The sequence below is a fragment of the Sphingomonas piscis genome (genome assembly GCF_011300455.1).
In the GTDB taxonomy this organism is placed as follows: Bacteria; Pseudomonadota; Alphaproteobacteria; order Sphingomonadales; family Sphingomonadaceae; genus Sphingomicrobium; species Sphingomicrobium piscis.
The window spans coordinates 134,317-153,878 of the sequence record NZ_CP049869.1; the positions used below are offsets into that span (position 1 = coordinate 134,317).

General features: G+C 63.5%; 19 protein-coding genes and 1 pseudogene. 11 read left to right on the forward strand and 9 right to left on the reverse strand.

Going from position 1 to position 19,562, the window contains the following annotated elements; genetic code table 11:
• The first annotated feature begins 11 nt into the window (after window positions 1-11).
• The 3 genes from yidC to G7077_RS00710 are packed head-to-tail and all read left to right on the forward strand — an operon-like array spanning window position 12 to window position 3,027.
• Entirely contained in the window at window positions 12-1,718 is a 1,707-nt protein-coding gene (gene yidC, locus G7077_RS00700; RefSeq protein ID WP_166410049.1) for a membrane protein insertase YidC, read from the forward strand.
• Window positions 1,718-2,356, forward strand: coding sequence for a ribosome biogenesis GTP-binding protein YihA/YsxC (yihA, locus tag G7077_RS00705; protein ID WP_246167252.1), 639 nt, complete (start codon window positions 1,718-1,720; stop codon window positions 2,354-2,356). Before yidC ends, yihA begins: the two co-directional genes overlap by 1 nt.
• An 8-nt stretch (window positions 2,357-2,364) precedes the next feature.
• On the forward strand, window positions 2,365-3,027 hold the full coding sequence (locus G7077_RS00710; protein ID WP_206367654.1) for a glutathione S-transferase family protein: 663 nt from the start codon (window positions 2,365-2,367) through the stop codon (window positions 3,025-3,027).
• On the opposite strand, the gene G7077_RS00715 is transcribed toward G7077_RS00710, so the two are convergent.
• Complete coding sequence (locus G7077_RS00715) at window positions 3,028-3,489, reverse strand: cupin domain-containing protein (protein WP_166410051.1); 462 nt, start codon at window positions 3,487-3,489, stop codon at window positions 3,028-3,030.
• A gap of 27 nt (window positions 3,490-3,516) precedes the next feature.
• Here G7077_RS00715 and dapE point away from each other — a divergent pair, with 27 nt between their 5' ends.
• Window positions 3,517-4,641 (forward strand): succinyl-diaminopimelate desuccinylase, encoded by a 1,125-nt coding sequence (dapE, locus tag G7077_RS00720; protein WP_425505293.1) that lies wholly within the window; start codon window positions 3,517-3,519, stop codon window positions 4,639-4,641.
• A gap of 6 nt (window positions 4,642-4,647) precedes the next feature.
• On the opposite strand, the gene G7077_RS00725 is transcribed toward dapE, so the two are convergent.
• The 4 genes from G7077_RS00725 to G7077_RS00740 all read right to left on the reverse strand — a co-directional run bounded on the left by G7077_RS00725 (window position 4,648) and on the right by G7077_RS00740 (window position 8,763).
• Window positions 4,648-6,327, reverse strand: coding sequence for a putative bifunctional diguanylate cyclase/phosphodiesterase (locus G7077_RS00725; protein ID WP_166410053.1), 1,680 nt, complete (start codon window positions 6,325-6,327; stop codon window positions 4,648-4,650).
• Window positions 6,328-6,411: 84 nt separating this feature from the next.
• Window positions 6,412-6,930, reverse strand: a complete 519-nt coding sequence (locus G7077_RS00730; protein WP_166410054.1) for a Smr/MutS family protein — start codon at window positions 6,928-6,930, stop codon at window positions 6,412-6,414.
• Window positions 6,911-8,113: a murein transglycosylase A gene (gene mltA / locus G7077_RS00735; protein ID WP_166410055.1), complete on the reverse strand. Its 1,203-nt coding sequence runs from the start codon at window positions 8,111-8,113 to the stop codon at window positions 6,911-6,913. Before mltA ends, G7077_RS00730 begins: the two co-directional genes overlap by 20 nt.
• Entirely contained in the window at window positions 8,110-8,763 is a 654-nt protein-coding gene (locus tag G7077_RS00740) for a Tim44/TimA family putative adaptor protein (RefSeq protein WP_166410056.1), read from the reverse strand. Before G7077_RS00740 ends, mltA begins: the two co-directional genes overlap by 4 nt.
• 178 nt (window positions 8,764-8,941) lie before the next feature.
• Here G7077_RS00740 and secB point away from each other — a divergent pair, with 178 nt between their 5' ends.
• The 5 genes from secB to G7077_RS00765 all read left to right on the forward strand — a co-directional run bounded on the left by secB (window position 8,942) and on the right by G7077_RS00765 (window position 13,517).
• Entirely contained in the window at window positions 8,942-9,469 is a 528-nt protein-coding gene (secB, locus tag G7077_RS00745; protein ID WP_166410057.1) for a protein-export chaperone SecB, read from the forward strand.
• Window positions 9,470-9,503: 34 nt separating this feature from the next.
• On the forward strand, window positions 9,504-11,081 hold the full coding sequence (murJ, locus tag G7077_RS00750) for a murein biosynthesis integral membrane protein MurJ (RefSeq protein ID WP_166410058.1): 1,578 nt from the start codon (window positions 9,504-9,506) through the stop codon (window positions 11,079-11,081).
• On the forward strand, window positions 11,078-12,082 hold the full coding sequence (gene trpS / locus G7077_RS00755) for a tryptophan--tRNA ligase (protein ID WP_166410059.1): 1,005 nt from the start codon (window positions 11,078-11,080) through the stop codon (window positions 12,080-12,082). Before murJ ends, trpS begins: the two co-directional genes overlap by 4 nt.
• Window position 12,083: 1 nt before the next feature.
• A complete protein-coding gene (locus G7077_RS00760; RefSeq protein ID WP_166410060.1) occupies window positions 12,084-12,716 on the forward strand; it encodes a DedA family protein in 633 nt (210 codons plus the stop codon).
• Between the two features lie 123 nt (window positions 12,717-12,839).
• Window positions 12,840-13,517: a DUF4136 domain-containing protein gene (locus G7077_RS00765; protein ID WP_166410061.1), complete on the forward strand. Its 678-nt coding sequence runs from the start codon at window positions 12,840-12,842 to the stop codon at window positions 13,515-13,517.
• A 70-nt stretch (window positions 13,518-13,587) separates the two neighbouring features.
• On the opposite strand, the gene G7077_RS00770 is transcribed toward G7077_RS00765, so the two are convergent.
• The 4 genes from G7077_RS00770 to mutM all read right to left on the reverse strand — a co-directional run bounded on the left by G7077_RS00770 (window position 13,588) and on the right by mutM (window position 17,253).
• Window positions 13,588-14,277, reverse strand: a complete 690-nt coding sequence (locus G7077_RS00770; RefSeq protein ID WP_166410062.1) for a GDSL-type esterase/lipase family protein — start codon at window positions 14,275-14,277, stop codon at window positions 13,588-13,590.
• Between the two features lie 14 nt (window positions 14,278-14,291).
• On the reverse strand, window positions 14,292-15,641 hold the full coding sequence (gene dnaA, locus G7077_RS00775) for a chromosomal replication initiator protein DnaA (RefSeq protein WP_246167254.1): 1,350 nt from the start codon (window positions 15,639-15,641) through the stop codon (window positions 14,292-14,294).
• 417 nt (window positions 15,642-16,058) lie between these two features.
• Window positions 16,059-16,322: a 30S ribosomal protein S20 gene (gene rpsT / locus G7077_RS00780; protein ID WP_166410064.1), complete on the reverse strand. Its 264-nt coding sequence runs from the start codon at window positions 16,320-16,322 to the stop codon at window positions 16,059-16,061.
• Window positions 16,323-16,446: 124 nt separating this feature from the next.
• Entirely contained in the window at window positions 16,447-17,253 is an 807-nt protein-coding gene (gene mutM, locus G7077_RS00785; RefSeq protein WP_166412232.1) for a bifunctional DNA-formamidopyrimidine glycosylase/DNA-(apurinic or apyrimidinic site) lyase, read from the reverse strand.
• A gap of 47 nt (window positions 17,254-17,300) precedes the next feature.
• Here mutM and G7077_RS00790 point away from each other — a divergent pair.
• Window positions 17,301-18,031 (forward strand): annotated as a pseudogene (locus tag G7077_RS00790) (class I SAM-dependent methyltransferase).
• Window positions 18,028-19,560 carry a 2-polyprenylphenol 6-hydroxylase gene (gene ubiB / locus G7077_RS00795; RefSeq protein ID WP_166410065.1) on the forward strand — a complete coding sequence of 511 codons (1,533 nt, stop codon included), beginning with the start codon at window positions 18,028-18,030 and terminating at the stop codon, window positions 19,558-19,560. The pseudogene G7077_RS00790 and the gene ubiB overlap by 4 nt, the downstream one beginning before the upstream one ends.
• The last annotated feature ends 2 nt before the right edge of the window (window positions 19,561-19,562 follow it).

A 19,562-nucleotide genomic window follows, 5' to 3' on the forward strand; every position in this document is an offset into this window, starting at 1 on the left:
TCTGAACCCAAGTGAACGAAAACAGGAACATGATCCTTGCCATGGTGCTGAGCGCCCTGGTGCTATTCGGCTGGAGCATGCTGTCGGACCGTTTCTTCCCGACGGCTGCGCCGCAGACTCAGAAGGTTGAGGACGGCAAGGTTACGCCCGCGGCGACTCCGCCTGCAGCCGGAACCGCGGCGCCACAGGCGCTTCGCAACCGCGCCCAAGTGATTGCTGAAACGCCGCGAGTGCGGTTCCAGACTCCGGCACTCAGCGGGTCCATCAACCTTAAGGGTGCGCGGATCGACGATCTGGTCTTGCTGAAGCATCGCATGACCTTTGATCCCAATTCATCTCCGGTGCCGCTGCTCAATCCGCAAGGAACCAGGGCCGCGTCCTTCGTCGGGTTCGGTTGGACCGGTAATAGTATTGCGACACCGGGTCCGGACACCGTTTGGCAGGCGAGCGCACCGGCCCTCACGCCTGGCAAGCCGGTGACCTTGAGCTGGATGAATCCGACCGGCCAGACGTTCGAGATCATCCTGTCGATTGACGATCTTTATCTGTTCAATGTCGCGCAGCGAGTGGTCAACCGCTCTTCCAATGCCGTGACCTTGACGCCCTACGGCTTTGCGAGCCGGGCCGGCCGGTCGATGAACATTTCGTCCTGGACCATCCATGTCGGCCCGATCAGCGTCAGGAACGACAAGGCCGACTATGACGTCGACTGGAGCAGCATCCGGGACGCAGGACCAAATGGCCTCAACTTCGCGCCGGCGACCGGCTGGATCGGCTTTACCGACCTTTACTGGCTGACGGCGCTTGCGCCGAAGAGCCAGATGACCGGCTCGTTCGTCCATTCCGCCAACGGCGCCTATCAGGCAAACTTTTCGGGTCGGCCGCAGACAGTCGCGCCGGGTCAGATCGGCTCATTCGAAACTCGCGTCTTCTCCGGCGCGAAGGAAATCGCGGCCCTGGACCGCTATCAGGACGCCGGCATTCCCCTGCTGTCCAAGGCAGTCGACTGGGGCTGGTTTGAATGGTTCATGATCCCCATCCATGCTTTGCTGGAATGGCTGTTCCGCCAGATCGGCAATTTCGGCGTGGCGATCATCTGCCTGACCTTGATCGTCCGGCTGCTGCTGTTCCCTGTCGCGCAGAAGCAGTTCGCGTCGATGGGCGCGATGCGCAAGGTACAGCCCAAGCTGAAGGCGCTTCAGGAGCGTTACAAGGACGACAAGCCCCGGCTTCAGCAGGAAATGATGAAGCTGTATAAGGAGGAGAAGATCAATCCGGCGGCGGGTTGCCTTCCCATCCTGCTGCAGATCCCAATCTTCTATGCGCTCTACAAGGTGCTGCTGGTCAGCGTCGAAATGAGGCATCAGCCATTCGCGCTGTGGATCAAGGACTTGTCGGCGCCGGACCCGCTGACCCCGCTCAACCTATTCGGTTACCTGAACTTTACCCCGCCGGCGGTGATCGCGATCGGCATTCTCCCGCTGCTTCTCGGCGTTACGATGTGGATGCAGTTCAAGCTCAATCCCGCGCAGCCCGATCCGGTCCAGCAGCAGATCTTCTCGATCATGCCTTGGGTGATGATGTTCGTTATGGCGCCCTTCGCGGCGGGCCTTATGGTCTACTGGATCACCAACAACATCTTGTCGATCGGCCAGCAATGGTGGCTGTACCGCAAGTACGGGCTCCATCTCTCCGACACACATCCGGCGACAACCTAGTGGATGAGACCGACGATCTCACCGAGCGGGCAAGGAAGCTGTTTTCGGGACCGATCGACTTCCTGAAGTCGGCGCCGGGCCTGCAGTTTCTGCCCGACCCGAAAGTGCCGGAGATCGCCTTCGCCGGAAGATCCAACGTCGGCAAGAGCTCGCTGCTCAACGCGCTGACTAATCGCAAAGGGCTGGCGCGGACGTCGAACACGCCTGGCCGAACGCAGGAACTCAACTTTTTCGACGTCGGCAATCCGCCGCTTATTCGGTTGGTCGACATGCCGGGCTACGGTTTCGCGGAGGCGCCCAAGGATCTGGTGAAACGCTGGCGTTTCCTGGTGAACGATTATCTTCGCGGCCGGCAGGTGCTGAAGCGCACCCTCGTCCTCGTTGATTCTCGCCACGGCCTGAAGCCGGTGGACGAAGAGATCATGACCATGCTCGACAAGGCGGCCGCCAGCTACCACCTCGTGCTCACCAAAGGCGACAAGATTAAGCCCACGGAGCTCGCCAAGGTACTGGAGCGGACGGCCGAGCAGGCGCGCACCCACCCCGCAGCCCACCCGACCATCTTCACCACGTCCAGCGAAACCGCTAGCGGCATCGCCGAACTGCGAGCGGCCATCCTCGACGCTGCTTTCGCCTAGGAGAGACGATGCTGAAGCTGATCATCGGCAACCGCGCCTATTCAAGCTGGTCGTTCCGCGGCTGGCTTGCCTGCAAGCAGTCGGGCGAGGAGTTCGAGGAACTGGTCGTCCCGATGTTCGATGCCGATTGGGAGAAGCGCCGCGAGGGCGATGAGTTCGCGCCATCGCTCGGCAAGGTACCGATCCTGTGGGACGGCGACTGCGTCGTCTGGGACAGCCTGGCGATCATCGAGTTCCTGGCCGACCGGAATGGGCGCGAGTTGTTCTGGCCGGAGGACGATGGCGCGCGCGGCATGGCGCGCTCAATGGCTGCCGAAATGCACTCCAGCTTTGCCGCGCTTCGCCGTGAGCTGCCGATGAACGTCCGCAAGAGCTTCGCCACGCGCGAGTTCGAGGGCGAAGTTCGCGGCGATATCGAGCGTATCATGCAATTGTGGGCGCAGGCGCGCGCGCGCCACGGCGGGACCGGCGACTTCCTGTTCGGCGACTGGTCGGCCGCCGACATCATGTTCGCACCGGTGGTCACGCGTTTCATTACGTACGGCGTGCCGGTGCCGCCGTTCGCCGCCGTCTACATGAAGGCAGTGCTGTCCCACCCGCATGTCGCCGAATGGATCGACCAAGCGCAGGACGAGCCTTGGGTCATCGAAAAATACGAAACTCCCGCCTGATCAAAGCCGCTTTGCCGGGTAAGGCGTGCCATCCTTATGCGTGTAGGTGCCTTCGGGCGAGAACAGCATATCGATGTCGTTGTAGCCGCCGCCGGTATTCACCCCGCCGCCAACGACGATGAAGGCGCAGTCGGCCTCACTCTCATTCCTAAGGTGATGGCCGTTGGTCGATCCTTTGGGCCAAACGGCGATATCGCCCGGGCGCAGGACGGTCGGACCATCGTCTTCGACGAGAACCGCCTCTCCCTCCAGCATGACGAGAAACTCGTCCTCCCCATTGTGCCAGTGGCGCTGGCTCGACCAGGCACCGGGCTTCAGGACGACGTGGCTCACCCCGAAATCGGTTAGGCCGGTGGCGGGGGAAAGGCGGCGTTGAAAGCGTCCCGCAACGGCTTCGTTGAACGGTGCGGGATATCCCGTGCGGTTCAGCTGCGCGATGCTTTCAAGGTCGACCTTGGGCATTCCCCTCTCCTTTGCTAGGCGGTGGCCATGTCGATCGACCCCATTGCACTCGCCCGCGACCTGATCAACTGCCGCAGCATCACTCCGGCGACCGGCGCGGTGTTCGAGGTGCTGGAACGGGCATTGCAGCCGTTCGGGTTCGAGGTTCACCGCTTAGTCAGCGGCGAGGCGCCGGACGGGCCGGTGGAGAATCTGGTGGCACTGCGCGGCAGCGGGTCGCCGCACCTGGGCTTTGCCGGTCACCTCGACGTTGTCCCGCCGGGCGAAGGCTGGAGCGGCGATCCGTTCGACGCGCGGATCGTCGACGGTCGCCTGATCGGGCGCGGCGCAAACGACATGAAGAGCGCTGTCGCCGCATTTGCCGCCGCGGCCTCTCGGGTCGAGCAGCAGGCAGGGACCGTCTCCCTCCTCATCACGGGCGACGAAGAAGGTCCTGCCACGTTCGGGACGCCCAAGATCATCGAGTGGCTGGAAGAACGGTCGATCCGCCCGGACATGATCGTCATCGGCGAGCCGACGTCGGAAGCGGCGCTGGGCGATACGGTGAAGATCGGCCGCCGCGGCTCGGTGAACATGTGGATCGAGGTGCCCGGAACGCAGGGTCACGTGGCCTACCCGCACCGCGCGGACAATCCGGTGCCCAGGCTGGCGCGCATCGTTGCCGCGCTCGACGCGCTCCATCTCGACGACGGTAGCGAGGCCTTCCCGCCGTCCAATCTGGAATTCACCGACATCGCCTGCCCGCCTGGCGCGACCAATCTCATTCCGGCCAATGCCTCGGCACGGCTCAACATACGCTTCAACAATCTTCAGCGCGGCGCCGATCTGGTGCGGATGGTAGAGGAGGTCGTCGGCAGCGAAGCGCCGGGTGCCACGGTCCGGGCGCTTATCTCCGGCGAAGCGTTCCTGACTCCACCCGGACCAATCTACGATATTGTCGTCGACGCCATCCGGGCGGAGACGGGGGTCGAGCCCAAGCTGTCCACGAGCGGCGGCACTTCCGACGGGCGCTTCCTGACCGCGCTATGCCCGGTGGTCGACTTTGGCCTGCCGAATGCCACCATGCACAAGGTGGATGAAAGCGTTGCGGTTGCAGACATCGAGAAATTGGCGAACATCTACGAGCGGGTCATTCGCAGCGCCCAGGCCTGAGCCGGCTTAAGCGACGGAGCGGCGGCCTCGCTCGGCATTTGCAGTCCAGTCGAGGAATTCGTCTTCCACCATCGCCTTTGAGAAGACGTAGCCCTGAACGATGTCGCAGCCCATTGCCCGAAGCAATTCGGCCTGGGGAATGGTTTCGACCGACTCTGCAACGACCTGGCTGCCAACCCCCCGGATGAGGTGAATGACGGCCTGGACGATCACTCGTGCGCGGTCGCAGGTCTCGATGTCGGCGATCAGCGTCTGGTCCAGCTTCACCCGGTCGAGCGGCATCGACCGCAACCGGGCGAGGTTGGAGTATCCCGTGCCGAAATCGTCGATGCAGATGGTGGCGCCATCCCGGCGCAATGCGGCAATCTCACCAATGACGGCGTCGCTCGCTTCCATCGCGGCGCTCTCGGTGAATTCCAGCTCGATCAGCGATAGCGGGACCTGCTGCTCGGCAAACAGCTGCCGAAGCCGGTCGAAGAAATCGAACCGCTCGAGCTGGCGGGGGCTGACGTTGAATGAAATGCGCCGCGAAATGCCTTCGCGAAGCCACGAGCCCATAGTCGAGGCGACCTCGGCCACGACCCAATCGCCGATGTCGGCAATCAGGCCAGTGCGCTCGGCGATCGGAATGAAGCTGTGCGGCATACGAAGGCCGTCGGTTGGATGGTTCCAGCGCAGCAAGGCTTCGGCGCAGGGCATTTCGCCGGTGACGAGGCTTAGCTGGGGCTGATAGACGAGCAGGAACTCGCCGCGCTGCACCGCGTCGGTGAGATCCTTTTCTGTCTGCACCTTTTGGTGATGTTCGGCCGCCAGCTGGTCGTTGAACAGATGATGCTGTCCGCCGCCAAGCGACTTGGCGCGATACATTGCGATATCGGCCGACCGCATCAGGGACTCGACGCTAGACCCGTGCTGCGGCTTCAAGGACACGCCGACCGACGCTCCGATGTCGATGCTGTGGCCGGCTAGTTCAAACGGCTCGGCGATCACCTGGGCGACCCGGCGCGCGACCCGCTCCACTTCTTCCGTCGATGCGACCTGCGGGAAGAACATGGTGAACTCATCCCCGGCGAGGCGCGCGAGCAAGGGACGCTGACGAGCCCGGTCCGCACCTTCGGAGTTCAGCACCACTCGAAGACGATTGGCGACCATGATCAGCAACTGGTCGCCACGGGCATGGCCCAGGCTGTCGTTGACCGCCTTGAACCGGTCGAGGTCGACGAACAGCATTGCGGCGGCGCCATCCCCGCTGTCGGCCAGCAACTTGTCGGCTTCGGAACGGAAGTGAAGCCGGTTCGGAAGCGAGGTTACCGGATCGTACATGCCGAGCGCATGGGCGTTCTCGATCGACGTGCGGACTTCGGCGAACAGGGTGTCAACCGCCGACGCAAGCTTCGGGTTGGTCCGCTTCACGATCGCAGGAGCCGGCGAAACCAGGTCACCGGTCTCCACTGCAAGCAGCCGCTCGGCCAAGGCGGACAGCGACCGGGCGCTTTCACTGTTAGGGCGCTCAGCCGCGATATAGCTGATCAGCAGGCAGAAGATGCCCGCGGTGACCGAAGCGAAAATCTTCTGGTCGAGCTCGGTCAGGTACAAGAGGGCGCAAAGCGAAAAGACGAACGACGCAAAGCCGGCTGCTCCGGACAGGAGCGCGTTGCTTAATTTCTGCGCTGTTCCTTCCTTCATGCCCGCCTTGAAGCGCCCTCGCCGCGCAATGCCCCTGATCACCATCAGGAGTTAAACAACACGGGTTAAGAAAGCGTGAGGGGCCTAGCCGCGGCGGAGGATGATGTAGAGGCTTCCGCCGCCACCATGGCGCGGGTGCGCGTTGCGGACGGCGGCGATGCGCGAAGCGTGGCGCGATGCGGCGAGCCAGTCGTGAGCCGCTGCCCTGATCTTCCCACGGGCGACCGGTGGCTCGCCCTTTGGGACATGGCCGGTGATCAGGAGCAGGACACGGTCGCCCCGCCCCACCGCATCCTCAAGCAACCCGTCGATTGCAGACCAGGCTTGGTCCAGCGTGAAACCATGAAGGTCTAGCGTGCGGTCGGGCGTCACCTGACCGGTGCGAAGCTTGCGGTCCCAGGTGCCGTCGAGCGTAGCGCCGATTGAAGGCTTGCGTGGGGCCAGTGAAGGCGTCGGAGCAGCTGGGCGTACAACTGGCCGAACGGGAGGAATGGAGGGTGCGGGATCGGCCGCTTGCTCTAACCTAGGAAGGCGGGAGAGAGGCCGAATGGTCTCCGCCACCTTGGCCCAAAGCGCTTGTTCCTCAGGGCTGAGCGAGCGCACGCGCGGCCACGCCCCTGGGGAGAAGCAGAAGAGCCGATCCGGGCGAGGACATGCCGCCCGCGATCCGGGTTGCCTCTTCCCCGGCGCCCCAGAAGGTGTCGAAGCGGTTCGCGCCCTTGATCGCACCGCCCGTATCCTGCGCGATCCACAAGCCGCTTGCTTCGGGTCGCTCCATGGACAGGAAAACGGGAGCGCCCAGCGGCACGAAGAGCGGATCTGCGGCAACCGTCGCATGCGGGGTGACCGGAAGGCCCAGCGCTCCCAGCGGTGCGCCGGTCAGTTCCTTGAAGAAGACATAGGACAGGTTTTCGCGCATCAGCGCCCTGCCCGCATCGGGATTGGCGCGGATCCAGGCCGCGATCGCCTTCATGTCGGCGCCGCCTAGCGGAAGAATTCCGCGCTCCCGGAGAAGGCGGCCGATGGCGACATATTCGCGGCCGTTCTGGTTGTCGTATCCGATGCGAATAATCGAACCGTCCGGCGCGACGAGCTGGCCGGAGCCCTGGATCTGGAGGAAGAACAGGTCGACGGGATCGGCGGCCCAGCCAATCTCCAGACCGCGGCCCGCAAGAGCGCCGTCCTCGATTTCCGCGCGGGTGAAATAGAGCGTGCAGGTGCCATTAGCGGTAATGCGTCCGCGACCACTGCCGCCGTCGGGGCGGGTGCAGCGTACGAGATCGGACGGCGTGCGGTACACTGGAACGTCAAAGCCGGGCTGGCGCGTTCGTGAACCGGCAATCTGAGGCTCGTAATAACCTGTTGCGAACGCTTTTCCGTCGCCAACGCGCACCCAGTCGAACCGGTGGAAGAAGAAGCCCGGCGCATCGTTCGGGTTGAGCCTCGCGGCTTCGGAACACACTGCTTGCCAGTCGGAGGGCCGCGCCAGCCCTGACCGGTCCTGACGCCTAATCAGCGAAGGACAGCTGATGCGAAACGCCTGAAGTGCGCGGATCGCTTGATCGGAATGAAACGCACGTGGCGACGCCAGGGTCAGTCCGGCAGCTCGCGCATTCGCATATTGCTGGGTGGACTGCGGCGTCGTGACCGGCGGCGGCGCAACCGGGGACGCTGTCTCACCAGGAACGGGCTGCGGTGCCGGTGTCGGCGCGGGTGCCTGTGGTCCGGCGCAGCCGGCGACGATCAGCGTGGCGGCGAGGGCAAGCGCCCGAAGCGCGGTTTTCACTCTTCCTCGTCGGTCTCGACCAGGATCCAATTCGGGTCGGTCGAACTGACGTCGCGGCGGAAGGTCCACACATCGCGCGTTTGCACCGCGTCGCTGAGGGAGCCTGCGACCACCTCGCCGTCCGCATTGCGGGTGACGGCAGCGATATCTGCTTCGAAGCGCACGCCTACGACCGCGATCTGACGCTCAAGCTGCGCGCTGACGATGGTCGCATGGTCGATCGAGACCAGCCGATTGTCGAGAACCAGGCCCTGAGACTTGCGATCCTCGATGGCGGCTTCGAACGTCTCCAAAACGTGCCCGTCGACGAAGCGGCGCAACGTTTCCGTATCGCCTTTCCAGAAGGCTTCAAGGACCATGCCGTATGCAGACTTGGCGCCTTCGAGAAAGCGAGCCACATCGAAGGCGGGATCCGCGGCAAGGATCGCGCGAATTGCCGGGCCGGCGGTCGGCACGAAATTCATGCCGGCGGGATCCGCGTTTGGCGCTGGAGCGAAAGCCGTCGCCGCCTGGCGCGGCTCGATCCGCGCATCGGGCTCGGCAGGTTTCAAGATCGGCTGCTGTTCATGGCCGGTACGCTCGCCAAGAACGCTGTAGAGCCTCAGGCCGATGAAGACGGCGATCAGGGCAAGGATGATGATGACGGTCAAGCTTCGGTCCTAATCCAGATTTCGCATCAACATAAGGCGGGATCGCCATAGATTCAAAGCGCCGCAACGCACGAGCGCGGCATTGCGCCCCATTTTGCCTGCTGCTAGGCGCTTGCCCTCGTGCCGGCGCGGCCCTTCTCCCGTGCCATACCAGCGTAATCATTCAAGGAACATGAACATGGCGGACCAGGATCCCACCTCCAACGGCATTGGCGCGGAGGGCGCGGGCGACGGCATCCAGGTTGCGACCTTGCATCAGTATATCAAGGACTTGTCGGTCGAAAGCCCGAGCGCGCCGCAGGTTTTCCAGTGGCAGAGCCAACCGGCCATCGACGTTCAGTTCCAGATCAACGTGGAAAAGCCGGTCGAGGACGTTCACGAAGTCGCGTTGAAGATCGAGGTCGCCGCGCGCTCCGATCAGGGAACCCATTTTCTCGTCGACTTGACCTACGCCGGCATCTTCGGCCTTCGCAACGTTCCCGAAGAGGCCGTGTCGGCGTTCGTGCTGGCCGAGGCGCCGCGCCTGCTTTTCCCCTTCGCTCGCCAGATCATTGCCGAGGCGACGCAGAATGCGGGTTTCCCGCCGCTGCTTCTGGAGCCGATCGATTTCGGGGCCGCCTACATGGCGCAGATGCAGGCGCTGCAGGAGCAGGGTCAGGCGGATCCGGCGCTGAGCCAGCAGCCCACCGCCGACAGTAACGTCTGACCCGCGGCGCGGCCTGACGGGACCCTAACGACCGATGGGCCTGGTTCGTTCGCTCGGATCGGTCGGCGGGCTGACGCTTGCCAGCCGTATCCTCGCACTTGTCCGGGACTCCCTCCAGGCGCGCTATGTCGGCGCGGGGTTCGTATCCGACGCCTTCCTGGTCGCCTTTCGCCTGCCCAACATGTTCCGCGCCTTTTTCGCGGAAGGCGCCTTTTCCTCAGCCTTCATTCCGATGTTCAACCGGAAGCTTGCCGAGGCGAAAGGCGACCGAACACCCGCCTTTGAGTTCGCCGAGCGGTCGCTCTCCGTCCTTTTCGCTTTCCTGACGGTGATGACCGCCGTCATGCTGATCGCCGCCTGGCCCGTCACCTATCTGCTGTCGGGCTTCGGCTTCCACGAGCAGAATCCGACCCCTGAGCAATTCAGCTACGCCGTTACGCTCAGCCGCATCACCATCCCCTACTTGATGTTGATCTGCCTTGCCTCGCTGCTTGGCGGCATTCTCAACTCCCTTGATCGCTTCTGGGTGAACGCTGCCGCGCCCATCCTCCTCAACATCGCGATGGTTGCGGCATTGCTCCTGGTCCACGGCACACCGGAGGAGACCGCAAGGGCACAGGCCATCGCCATCCCCATCGGCGGCGTGCTTCAGCTCGGATGGCTCTACGCGGCGTGCCGAGCGGCCGGTGTGTCGCTTCGCCCGCGCCTCCCGCGGATCGACGCTGACGTGAAGAAGCTTATGGTCCTGCTGCTTCCTGCCGCCCTGGGGGCGGGAGCGGTGCAGCTCAACCTCGTCATCTCCACCTTCATGTCGGGCTATCTGCTCGGTGAAGGCTCTATTTCCGCCATCTACTATGCCGACCGGGTCAACCAATTGCCGCTCGGCATGATCGGCATCGGGCTCGGCACCATCCTGCTCCCAACCATCTCGCGCCTGCTGAGCAGCGGTGAGGAGGAGAAAGCGATGGACACGCAGAACCGTGGCATGGAGCTGGCGCTGTTCCTGACCTTGCCGGCAATGGTTGCGCTGATCGTCGCTGCCGAGCCGATCGTGCGCGGACTGTTCCAATATGGCGAGTTCGACGCCGAAGACGCGGTTCGCTGTTCCTGGGCGTTGGCAGGCTTCTCGATCGGCCTGCCTTCTTACGTCTTGGTGAAGATCCTGACGCCCGGCTTTTACGCCCGCCACGACACCAGAACTCCGGTCCGCTTCGCGACTATTTCGGTCGGGGTGAATATCGCCCTCAACCTCGCGCTCATTCCGCTCATCGGCCACGTCGGACCGCCCCTGGCGACTGCTCTATCCTCCACCGTGAACGTGGCGATGCTCTATTTTACCCTGCGCAAGCGCGGCTTCTTCGTTGCGGACCGCCAGCTCAAGCGCCGCCTTCCGCGCCTCGCGCTCGCGGCATTGCTCATGGGCGCGACCCTGTTCGCTTTCGACCGGCTGCTGGACCCGTGGCTCAATGCCGGCATGTGGATGCGCTACCTTGCCCTCCTCGTGCTGGTTGGTGCCGGGGTTACCGTCTACGGCGTCGCTTGCTTCTTGACCCGGGCCTTCATGCTCGCCGATGTGCGGCTACTCTTGAACAGGCGATCACGATCAGCATGACGGCAAAGCGTGTAATTTCCGGCATTCAGCCGACTGGCGATCTTCATCTCGGTAACCTGCTTGGCGCGATCCTGCGCTGGGTACGGATGCAGGACGAGGCGGAGTGCCTCTACTTCCTTGCCGATCTCCATTCACTGTCCGAATATATGGACCCGCAGCTTCGCCGCTCGAGCGTCCGGGAAATGGCGGCCGCCCTGATCGCGAGCGGCATCGATCCCGACCGTTCCATCCTGTTCGCCCAAAGCGCCGTGCCCGCGCATTCGGAGCTGTGTTGGATCCTCAATGGCACGGCGCGCATGGGCTGGCTCAACCGCATGACCCAGTGGAAGGACAAGGCGGGCAAGAACCGGGAGGGCGCGTCCGTTGCCCTGTTTGACTATCCGGTGCTGCAGGCCGCCGATATCCTCCTCTATCAGGCGACGCACGTTCCCGTCGGCGAGGACCAGAAGCAGCATATCGAGCTGACCCGCAACATCGCGCTGAAGTTCAACACCGATTATGACACCGACCTGTTCGTGGTGCCCGAACCGTTCATCGGCGGCGGCACGGCGGCGCGTGTCATGAGCCTTCGGGACGGCACGGCCAAGATGTCCAAGTCCGACCCGTCCGAGCAGAGCCGGGTCCACCTGACCGACAGCGACGAGACGATCGCTCAGAAGATCCGCAAGGCGAAGACCGATCCCGAGCCGCTGCCCGACGATCCCGCGCTGCTGGACGGCCGGCCAGAGGCAAAGAACCTTGTCGGGATCCTGGCAGCCCTCAGCGGCGAAAGCGTCGACGCAATCCTTGGGCGTTTCGCCGGCCAGGGCTTTGGAACGTTCAAGCCAGTGCTTGCCGACGCGCTGATCGGGCTGATTGCGCCCATCCGTGGACGGCTGGATGAGCTTCGGCGCGACCCGGCGGAGCTGGACAACATCCTTGCCAAGGGTGCCCGCCGCGCAAACGACATTGGTGCACCGGTGCTCGCCAAGGCGAAGACCGCATTGGGACTGACGGCCTGACATGATCGAGCGCATCATCGGATTTCTTGCGGGATGGAACGTCTACGTCATCTCCGCCGGCGGCTATGTCGGCGTTGCCCTGCTGATGGGAATCGAATCCGCCTGCATCCCCCTGCCCTCCGAGATCATCATGCCGTTCGCCGGCTATCTCGTGTCGACAGGCGAGTTCACGCTGATCGGTGCGGCCACTGCTGGAGCGATCGGCTGCAATCTCGGGTCGACCGTTGCCTACTATGTCGCCGTCTACGGCGGACGACCGGCGATTGAGCGGTGGGGACCCTATCTGTTGATCCGCCCGGCGGACATGGACAAGGCCGAGCGCCTGTTCGACAAGTACGGTAGCCTGATGGTGTTCGTCGGTCGACTGCTACCAGTCATCCGCACCTTTATCGCTTTCCCAGCTGGCCTTGCCCGGATGCGGATGCTTCCGTTTCAGGTCTATACCTTCGTCGGTTCATGGATCTGGTGCTACGCGCTTGCTTACGTCGGCTTTGTTCTCGGCGCAGAGTGGAACAGCAGCCCTACGCTGAAAAGCTGGTTCCATGCGCTGGACGCGCTGATCGTCCTCATCGTGCTCGCCGGCGCCGGATGGTTCCTGTGGTCGCATTGGCCGAGCCGAAACCGGCGAAAGTAGCCAGCGTAGATTGATCTATGATGCGGCCTAACCCTTTGAAAACACGCTTCATCGACGGTTCAGCCGACTAAATGTTATAAGCACTTCAGATAACCGGCATTCTGCCGATTCGAGAGGTTTGTCATGTTCACTCGCAAACTTGCAGCGGCCGCGTTCCTGGGCGTTGCAGCGCTTGGCCTGTCAGGCTGCGCAATGGGTCTGCCGACCCAGGTCTCCCGTTACCAGGCGATGCCGGCTCCTGCCGGTCAGAGCTTCTTCGTCGTTCCGGCTGATGGCCGTCCTGCCGGGCTCGAGTTCAGCCGCTACGCCGGCTACGTTTCTCAAGCGATGGCAGCGCAGGGCTATGCGGCTGCTTCGTCTCCGCAGACCGCGACGATGCTCGTGCGGGTTGCCTATGGCGTCGATCAGGGGACGACCGAATATCGTGCCGATCCGTTCTATCGCAACCGCGGCTTCTATAGCCCCTACTATGGCGGCTTTTACGGTAGCTGGGGGCGTCCGCTGTACCGCTCACGCTATTACGGCGGTTACAGCCCCTTTTATTATGGCTGGGACGATCCCTTCTACTCGCCGTTCGACAGCGGCATCGACAGCTACACGGTCTACAAGAGCCGTTTGGACGTGAACATCGTTCGCCGTGCGGACAATGCGCCCTTGTTTGAAGGCAAGGCGCAGGCCCGTTCGTCGAACGACAACCTGCAGACCCTGGTGCCGAACCTGGTGGAGGCCATGTTCACCGGCTTTCCAGGCCGCAACGGAGAGACGGTGCGGATCACCGTACCGCCAAGGAAGCGCGCCTAACCAGTCCCCAAGAGCGTGGGTAAGAGGCCCGTCCGGAGCGATCCGGGCGGGCCTTTGCTTGGCGGGCAGCTTACCCGCCGCAAGGACGCTTCGCCGCGGCTGCGACCTTGGGGCGAAGTATGCGGGTCCATATCCGGTAGCCCTCTGCCGTCATGTGCAGCTGATCATCCTGGAAGATGTCGCGCGGCCGCCCGTCTTTGCCGAGCATCGCTGACGCAACGTCGACGACCTGCAGATCCCGCCGCTGGCCGGCAAGCCGCCTGACTGCAGCATTGACGCTGGATTGCCGGCTCAGTTGAGCGAAGCGCGCCTTGGACGGCTTCAGCGAGATGAAGATCACCGGGGTTCGCCCTAGCCTCGAGTCCTTCTTTCGAAGGAAGACCGCAAAGTCGCTTACAACCTGCGCCGGCGATTTGCCGGCGTTGATGTCATTCTCACCGGCGTAGAAGAAGATCGCGCGCGGCCGATAAGGCGCCACTACCTGATCGAAGTAGAGGTTCACGTCGGCAATGGTCGATCCACCAAAGCCCCGGTTGACTACCGGGTAGGGCGCCATGTCGAACGCCAAAGTCTGCCAGAGGCGAATGCTGGAGGAGCCGACGAAGAGGGTGGCACAGCGCGGAGCCGGCGCCGATCGGTCGGCCTTGGTGAAAGCGGCGATCTCCGAAGCGAACGGCGCGTCAGGCGAAGGAGCCTGAGCAGCAACTCCGGCAGTCGCGGCACCGGCAATCAGCAAGGCTATGACGGACCGCAACATCATGAGCGGCGTGCGCCTCAACCCTCCAGTTGGCGGGTCAACAGGCGGATGTCCGCATCAAGCTCGGCATCCGCCGCACGAAGCTTTTCGATCTGGCGCACCGCGTGGATCACCGTGGTGTGATCACGCCCGCCAAAGCGCCGACCGATATCCGGAAGCGACTTGGGCGTCAGCTGCTTGGACAGGTACATCGCCACCTGACGCGGGCGGGCGACTTCGCGCGCCCGGCGAGCGCTCGTCATCTCCGCCTTGCGAATACGGTAATGCTCGGCAACCTGGGTCTGGATTTCGTCGATGGAAATGCGGCGCTGGTTGGCGCGCAGCACGTTGGCGAGCACTTCCTCAACGAACGGGACGTCGATCTCGCGGCCGGTCATCACCGCATAAGCGCCAATACGGTTGAGAGCGCCTTCCAATTCGCGAATACTGGACGTGACACGGCGGGCCAGGAAGTCGACCACCGGTCGGGTCATCTGCACGCCGGGGAGAACCGACAGCTTCGCCTGGATGATGTTGAAGCGCAGCTCATAGTCGGCGACGTTGATGTCGGCGACCAAGCCCCACGACAGGCGCGACAATATCCGCGGAGCGATGCCGTCGAGATCATGCGGCGCACGGTCCGAGGTGATCACCAGGCGGCGGCCCGCATTGATGATCTCATTCATCGTGTGGAAGAATTCTTCCTGCGTGCTGTCCTTGCCGGCAATGAACTGCACATCGTCGATCAGAAGCAGGTCGGCGCTCCTGAGCCGGCTCTTGAAGCCGATCGTGTCGTTTTCCTTCAGCGCGCGGATGAATTCGACCATGAACTTTTCGGCCGACATGGAGACGACTTTGCTGCCCGGGTTGGCAGCCAGGAATGCGTGGCCGATCGCGTGCAGCAGGTGGGTCTTGCCCCGGCCCGTGCCGCCATGGATGAAGAGCGGGTTGAAGCTGACGTTGGGCGACGTCGCGAGCGTGCGCGCCGCAGTGGCAGCGACTTCATTCGCCTTGCCGATCACGAACGTCTCGAACCGATAGCGCGGATCGAACTTGGGTGCGTTCGGGTCCCGGCGCTGCGCTGGCGCCGGCTCTTCCTCGAGGATCAGCAAGGGCGACGGGCGCGGCGCGTCGGAGGCAGCGATCACGCGAACGTCGCGGACGATCGGCAGCATGGTCTTCCACGCAAGCGTCAGCCGCTCACCGAAGTGTGAGCGGACCCAATCAGCCATGAACTGGCTCGGCATTACCATCTCAAGCGTGCCGCTGTCCGGATCAAAGGCCCCAAGCTCCGCCGGCTTCAGCCAGCCGTCGAAGGTGCGTGCGCCAAGGTCGCGTCTCAAGCCGCTGCGAATGGATTCCCATGCCGCGTCGATCGGCGCTGCCACTGTGGTAGCGCCACCATCGGGAGACAAATCTGACCTTCCGCCCTGCACTGGCTCGCGCCTCCCTCTCCGTTCACCTGTCGAGGGCAAAAGAGTGCCGTTGCGAGCAACGCGAGTCGCTCGCCGAACGCTATCTTTCCCTCTGACCCCCCGGCGCAGATTCGCGCCCGGACTTGCGTTTCTGGAATTGTCGGCACCGGCTTTCAAGCGGCATTTTTTCACAAATGTGAAATAAAGCTCCTTGACAGGCTTCCACCGAGGGAACGCCTCTGAAGTGTCAGAAAACTGGCACTTTTCGGGCTCATCGGCGTGTTAACAGGTTGCGAATCGCCGGAATCGCTAGCTTTTTTCAACACATGAAAAAACGGGCCGCCGGAGACCCGGCGACCCGTCCTAAAATGGTTCGATTTAGAATGAGTCTTAGCTTAGCGCCGCAACCCGCTTGGACAGCCGCGAAATCTTGCGCGACGCCGTATTCTTGTGGACCACACCGCGGGCAACGCCACGAGCAAGCTCCGGCTGCGCCTTGCGCAAAGCCTCGGCCGCATCCGTCTTATTTCCGGACGCAAGCGCCGATTCGACGGCCTTGATGAAGGTCCGGATACGGCTAACGCGCGCACCGTTGATCTCGGCGCGGCGGTCGTTGCGGCGGATGCGCTTCTTGGCTTGCGGCGTGTTCGCCATTCTTAGTCCTCGTTTAATCCTATTATGAAAACGGCGCGAAAGCCACAAAGGCCGCGCCGACGTGCCGCTCCCCTACAGAGAAGCGGCCTTCCGGTCAACCGGCCTCGTGACTGCTAAACGAAGGTCAGCGCTGGCATTTCGGGCAGTAGAAGGTCGAACGCCCGCCCTGAACGAAGCGCCGTACCTTGCCTCCGCATGCGCAGTCCTCGCCTTCCCGGTCGTATACGGCGAATTTCTTCGAGAAATAGCCTAGCTCTCCATCCGGGCTCGCAAAGTCACGAAGGGTAGAGCCGCCTGCGTCGATCGCTTCGCCGATCACGTCCCGAATGGCCGGCACCAGCTTGTTCAGCCGCTCAAGGGAAACGCTTCCCCCTGCTCGCTTCGGGTGGATGCCGGCACGATGGAGCGCCTCGCAAACGTAGATGTTGCCGAGCCCCGCCACGATCCCCTGATCGAGCAGCAATTGCTTGATCGGCGCAGTTCGGCCCTTCATCCTTCGCTGAAGATCGCGCGGCTCAAGGTCGGTGGGCTCGGGTCCCATTGCTGCAAGGACGGGCCAGGCCGCCAGTTCCTCCTCCCGCACAAGATCGACCGACCCGAACCGGCGTGGATCGTTAAGTGCGAGGCGATGGCCGTCGTCGGTGGTCAGCAACAGGTGATCGTGCTTGTCGGCTCCGGCAGGGTCGATGCGCCACCGTCCGGACATGCCCAGATGGAACACCAGCACGTCCTGGCGGTCGGTGTGGATCAGGCCGTATTTCGCGCGCCGCCCGAGACCCGTCACCCGCGCTCCTGTCAGCCGCTGGCCGATATCTTGCGGGAAGGCTCGCCGGAGGTCGGCGCGGTTGACCTCCACTCGATCGATCCGGCGGCGGTCGAGCACCCTGGCCAGGCCGCGGACGGTGGTTTCAACTTCGGGAAGTTCAGGCACACGGGCCATATGGCGAAGGCCCGCCTTCCCCGCTAGAGCGCAGCCTCATGAGCGATCAGGTGAATTTCGGCGACCAGCTCGTCAGCCCAGAGGAGAAGACCCGCCGGGTTGGCCAGGTCTTTTCGTCCGTTGCCCGGCGCTACGATGTCATGAACGACCTGATGTCAGGCGGCATGCACCGGCTGTGGAAGGATCGTTTCGTCAATCGCGTGAAGCCGCGCCGGGCCGAAGAGGTCCTCGACATGGCGGGCGGGACTGGCGACATCGCCTTCCGGATGGCGGCCCGAGGAGCGCGTGTCACCGTCTCGGACATCAATGCCGACATGCTTGCCGTCGGTGAGGAGCGGGCGCGGCAACGCCGGATCGAGGGTCTCACCTGGAAAGTTGAGAATGCCGAGAGCCTGAGCTTCGATTCGGCAGGATTCGATGCCTACACCATCGCCTTCGGCATCAGGAACGTTACCGACATTCCCGCCGCGCTGCGTGAGGCGCACCGGGTCCTCAACCGCGGCGGCCGCTTCTTCTGCCTGGAGTTTTCGAGCAGCGAATGGCCCGGCTTCGCACAGCTTTACGAGCGTTACGCGGAAACCTTCATTCCCCGCATCGGCAAGGCCGTCGCCAACGATGAGGCAAGCTACCGCTACCTGGTCGAGTCAATCCGCCGCTTCCCCCGCGTGGAGCGTTTCGGCCAGATGATCGGCGAGGCAGGCTTTGTCAGCACCAAGGCAGAGCCGATCCTGGGGGCCTGGTCTGTATCTGGAGCGGGTGGAAGGTGTGACCTCCGACGTTGCCCATCTTTGGCGGCTCCTCAAATGGGGCCGTACGCTCGCTAAGCATGGCGCGCTGCGCGGGATCGAGCAGGACCCGCTAACCCCGCCGCAGGTCCGCCGCCTTGCACGGGTCGCCCGCTTTGGCGCGCGCATCCCGGCCACGCCCCAGTACGCGCGCGCTCTGCAGGACATCGGGCCCGCAGCGATCAAGCTCGGTCAGGCGCTCTCGACCCGCCCGGACCTCGTCGGTGCCAAGGCTGCGGAGAACCTCTCCCAGCTGCAGGACAATCTGCCGCCCGCGCCGTTCGCCGCCATCAAACAGGTGATCGAAACCTCGTTCGACGCCCCACTCGAATCCTTGTTCAGCGAGTTCGATCCCGAGCCGGTCGGCGCCGCTTCGATCGCGCAGGTCCACCGGGCAGTCACGACCGAGGGCCGCCAAGTCGCGGTCAAGGTCCTCCGCCCCGGCGTCGAAGAGGAGTTTGCCAAGGCCCTCGAGACCTACGAATGGTCGGCGGCACATGTGGAGCGCATGGGCGGGGAGCTGGAACGCCTCCGCCCGCGCCTCGTGGTTGCGCACTTTCGTCAATGGACCGCGCGCGAGCTGGACCTACAGCGCGAGGCGGCCTCCGCTTCCGAGCTTCGCGAGAATATGGTCGCCGAGCCGAACTTCCACATTCCGGAGATCGACTGGCGCCGCACCGCGCGTCGGGTGCTGACGCTGGAGTGGCTCGATGGCATCAAGCTGAACGACCGCGATGCGCTTGTGGCGGCAGGCTACGACACAAGGAAGCTGGCCGAAACGCTGGTTCGCGGCTTCCTTCGCCAGGCGGTGGTGGACGGCTTCTTCCACGCGGACCTTCATCAGGGAAACCTGTTTGCGCTCTGCGACGGCCGGATCGCGGCGATCGACTTTGGGATCATGGGCCGGATCGACCGCCGGGCCCGCATGTGGCTGGCCGAAATCCTCTATGGCCTGATCACCGGCAATTACCGCCGCGTGGCCGAAATCCACTTCGAGGCGCAGTACGTCCCCTCGCACCACAGCGTCGACGAGTTCGCGACCGCGCTTCGTGCTGCCGGCGAGCCGATCCGCGGGCTGCCCGTCAAGGATATCTCGGTCGGGCGGATGCTGGAAAGCCTGTTTGCGATCACCCGCGACTTCGACATGCCGACCCAGCCGCACCTGCTGCTGCTGCAGAAGACGATGGTGATGGAGGAAGGCGTGGCAACCGCGCTCGATCCCGACATCAACATGTGGGAAACGGCCGAGCCCTTCCTGCGCGAATGGATTCGCGGTGAGTTGGGACCAGAAGCTTATTACGCCGACCGCATCACGGAAACGGTGCGGGCGATGAAGCTCATCCCCAAGTTGATCCACCGCATGGACCAATATTACCCGCCCTTCGGTGCCGCGCCGCCGCCCCCGCCGCTTCCGGAAATCGCGGTGATTAGGCGACCGAACTGGCTAAGCTACCTGGCTGTAGCCCTACTGAGCGGAGCAGCGGGCGCTGGCATGATGGCTCTGCTATTCTAGCC

Coding starts and splice junctions, on each gene's coding strand:
- murJ (WP_166410058.1), top strand. CDS start 9,504: ATGGGCCTGGTTCGTTCGCTCGGATCGGTCGGCGGGCTGACGCTTGCC.
- G7077_RS00725 (WP_166410053.1), bottom strand. CDS start 6,327: ATGAAGGAAGGAACAGCGCAGAAATTAAGCAACGCGCTCCTGTCCGGA.
- trpS (WP_166410059.1), top strand. CDS start 11,078: ATGACGGCAAAGCGTGTAATTTCCGGCATTCAGCCGACTGGCGATCTT.
- dapE (WP_425505293.1), top strand. CDS start 3,517: ATGTCGATCGACCCCATTGCACTCGCCCGCGACCTGATCAACTGCCGC.
- G7077_RS00765 (WP_166410061.1), top strand. CDS start 12,840: ATGTTCACTCGCAAACTTGCAGCGGCCGCGTTCCTGGGCGTTGCAGCG.
- G7077_RS00715 (WP_166410051.1), bottom strand. CDS start 3,489: ATGCCCAAGGTCGACCTTGAAAGCATCGCGCAGCTGAACCGCACGGGA.
- rpsT (WP_166410064.1), bottom strand. CDS start 16,322: ATGGCGAACACGCCGCAAGCCAAGAAGCGCATCCGCCGCAACGACCGC.
- G7077_RS00770 (WP_166410062.1), bottom strand. CDS start 14,277: ATGATGTTGCGGTCCGTCATAGCCTTGCTGATTGCCGGTGCCGCGACT.
- G7077_RS00760 (WP_166410060.1), top strand. CDS start 12,084: ATGATCGAGCGCATCATCGGATTTCTTGCGGGATGGAACGTCTACGTC.
- G7077_RS00710 (WP_206367654.1), top strand. CDS start 2,365: ATGCTGAAGCTGATCATCGGCAACCGCGCCTATTCAAGCTGGTCGTTC.
- secB (WP_166410057.1), top strand. CDS start 8,942: ATGGCGGACCAGGATCCCACCTCCAACGGCATTGGCGCGGAGGGCGCG.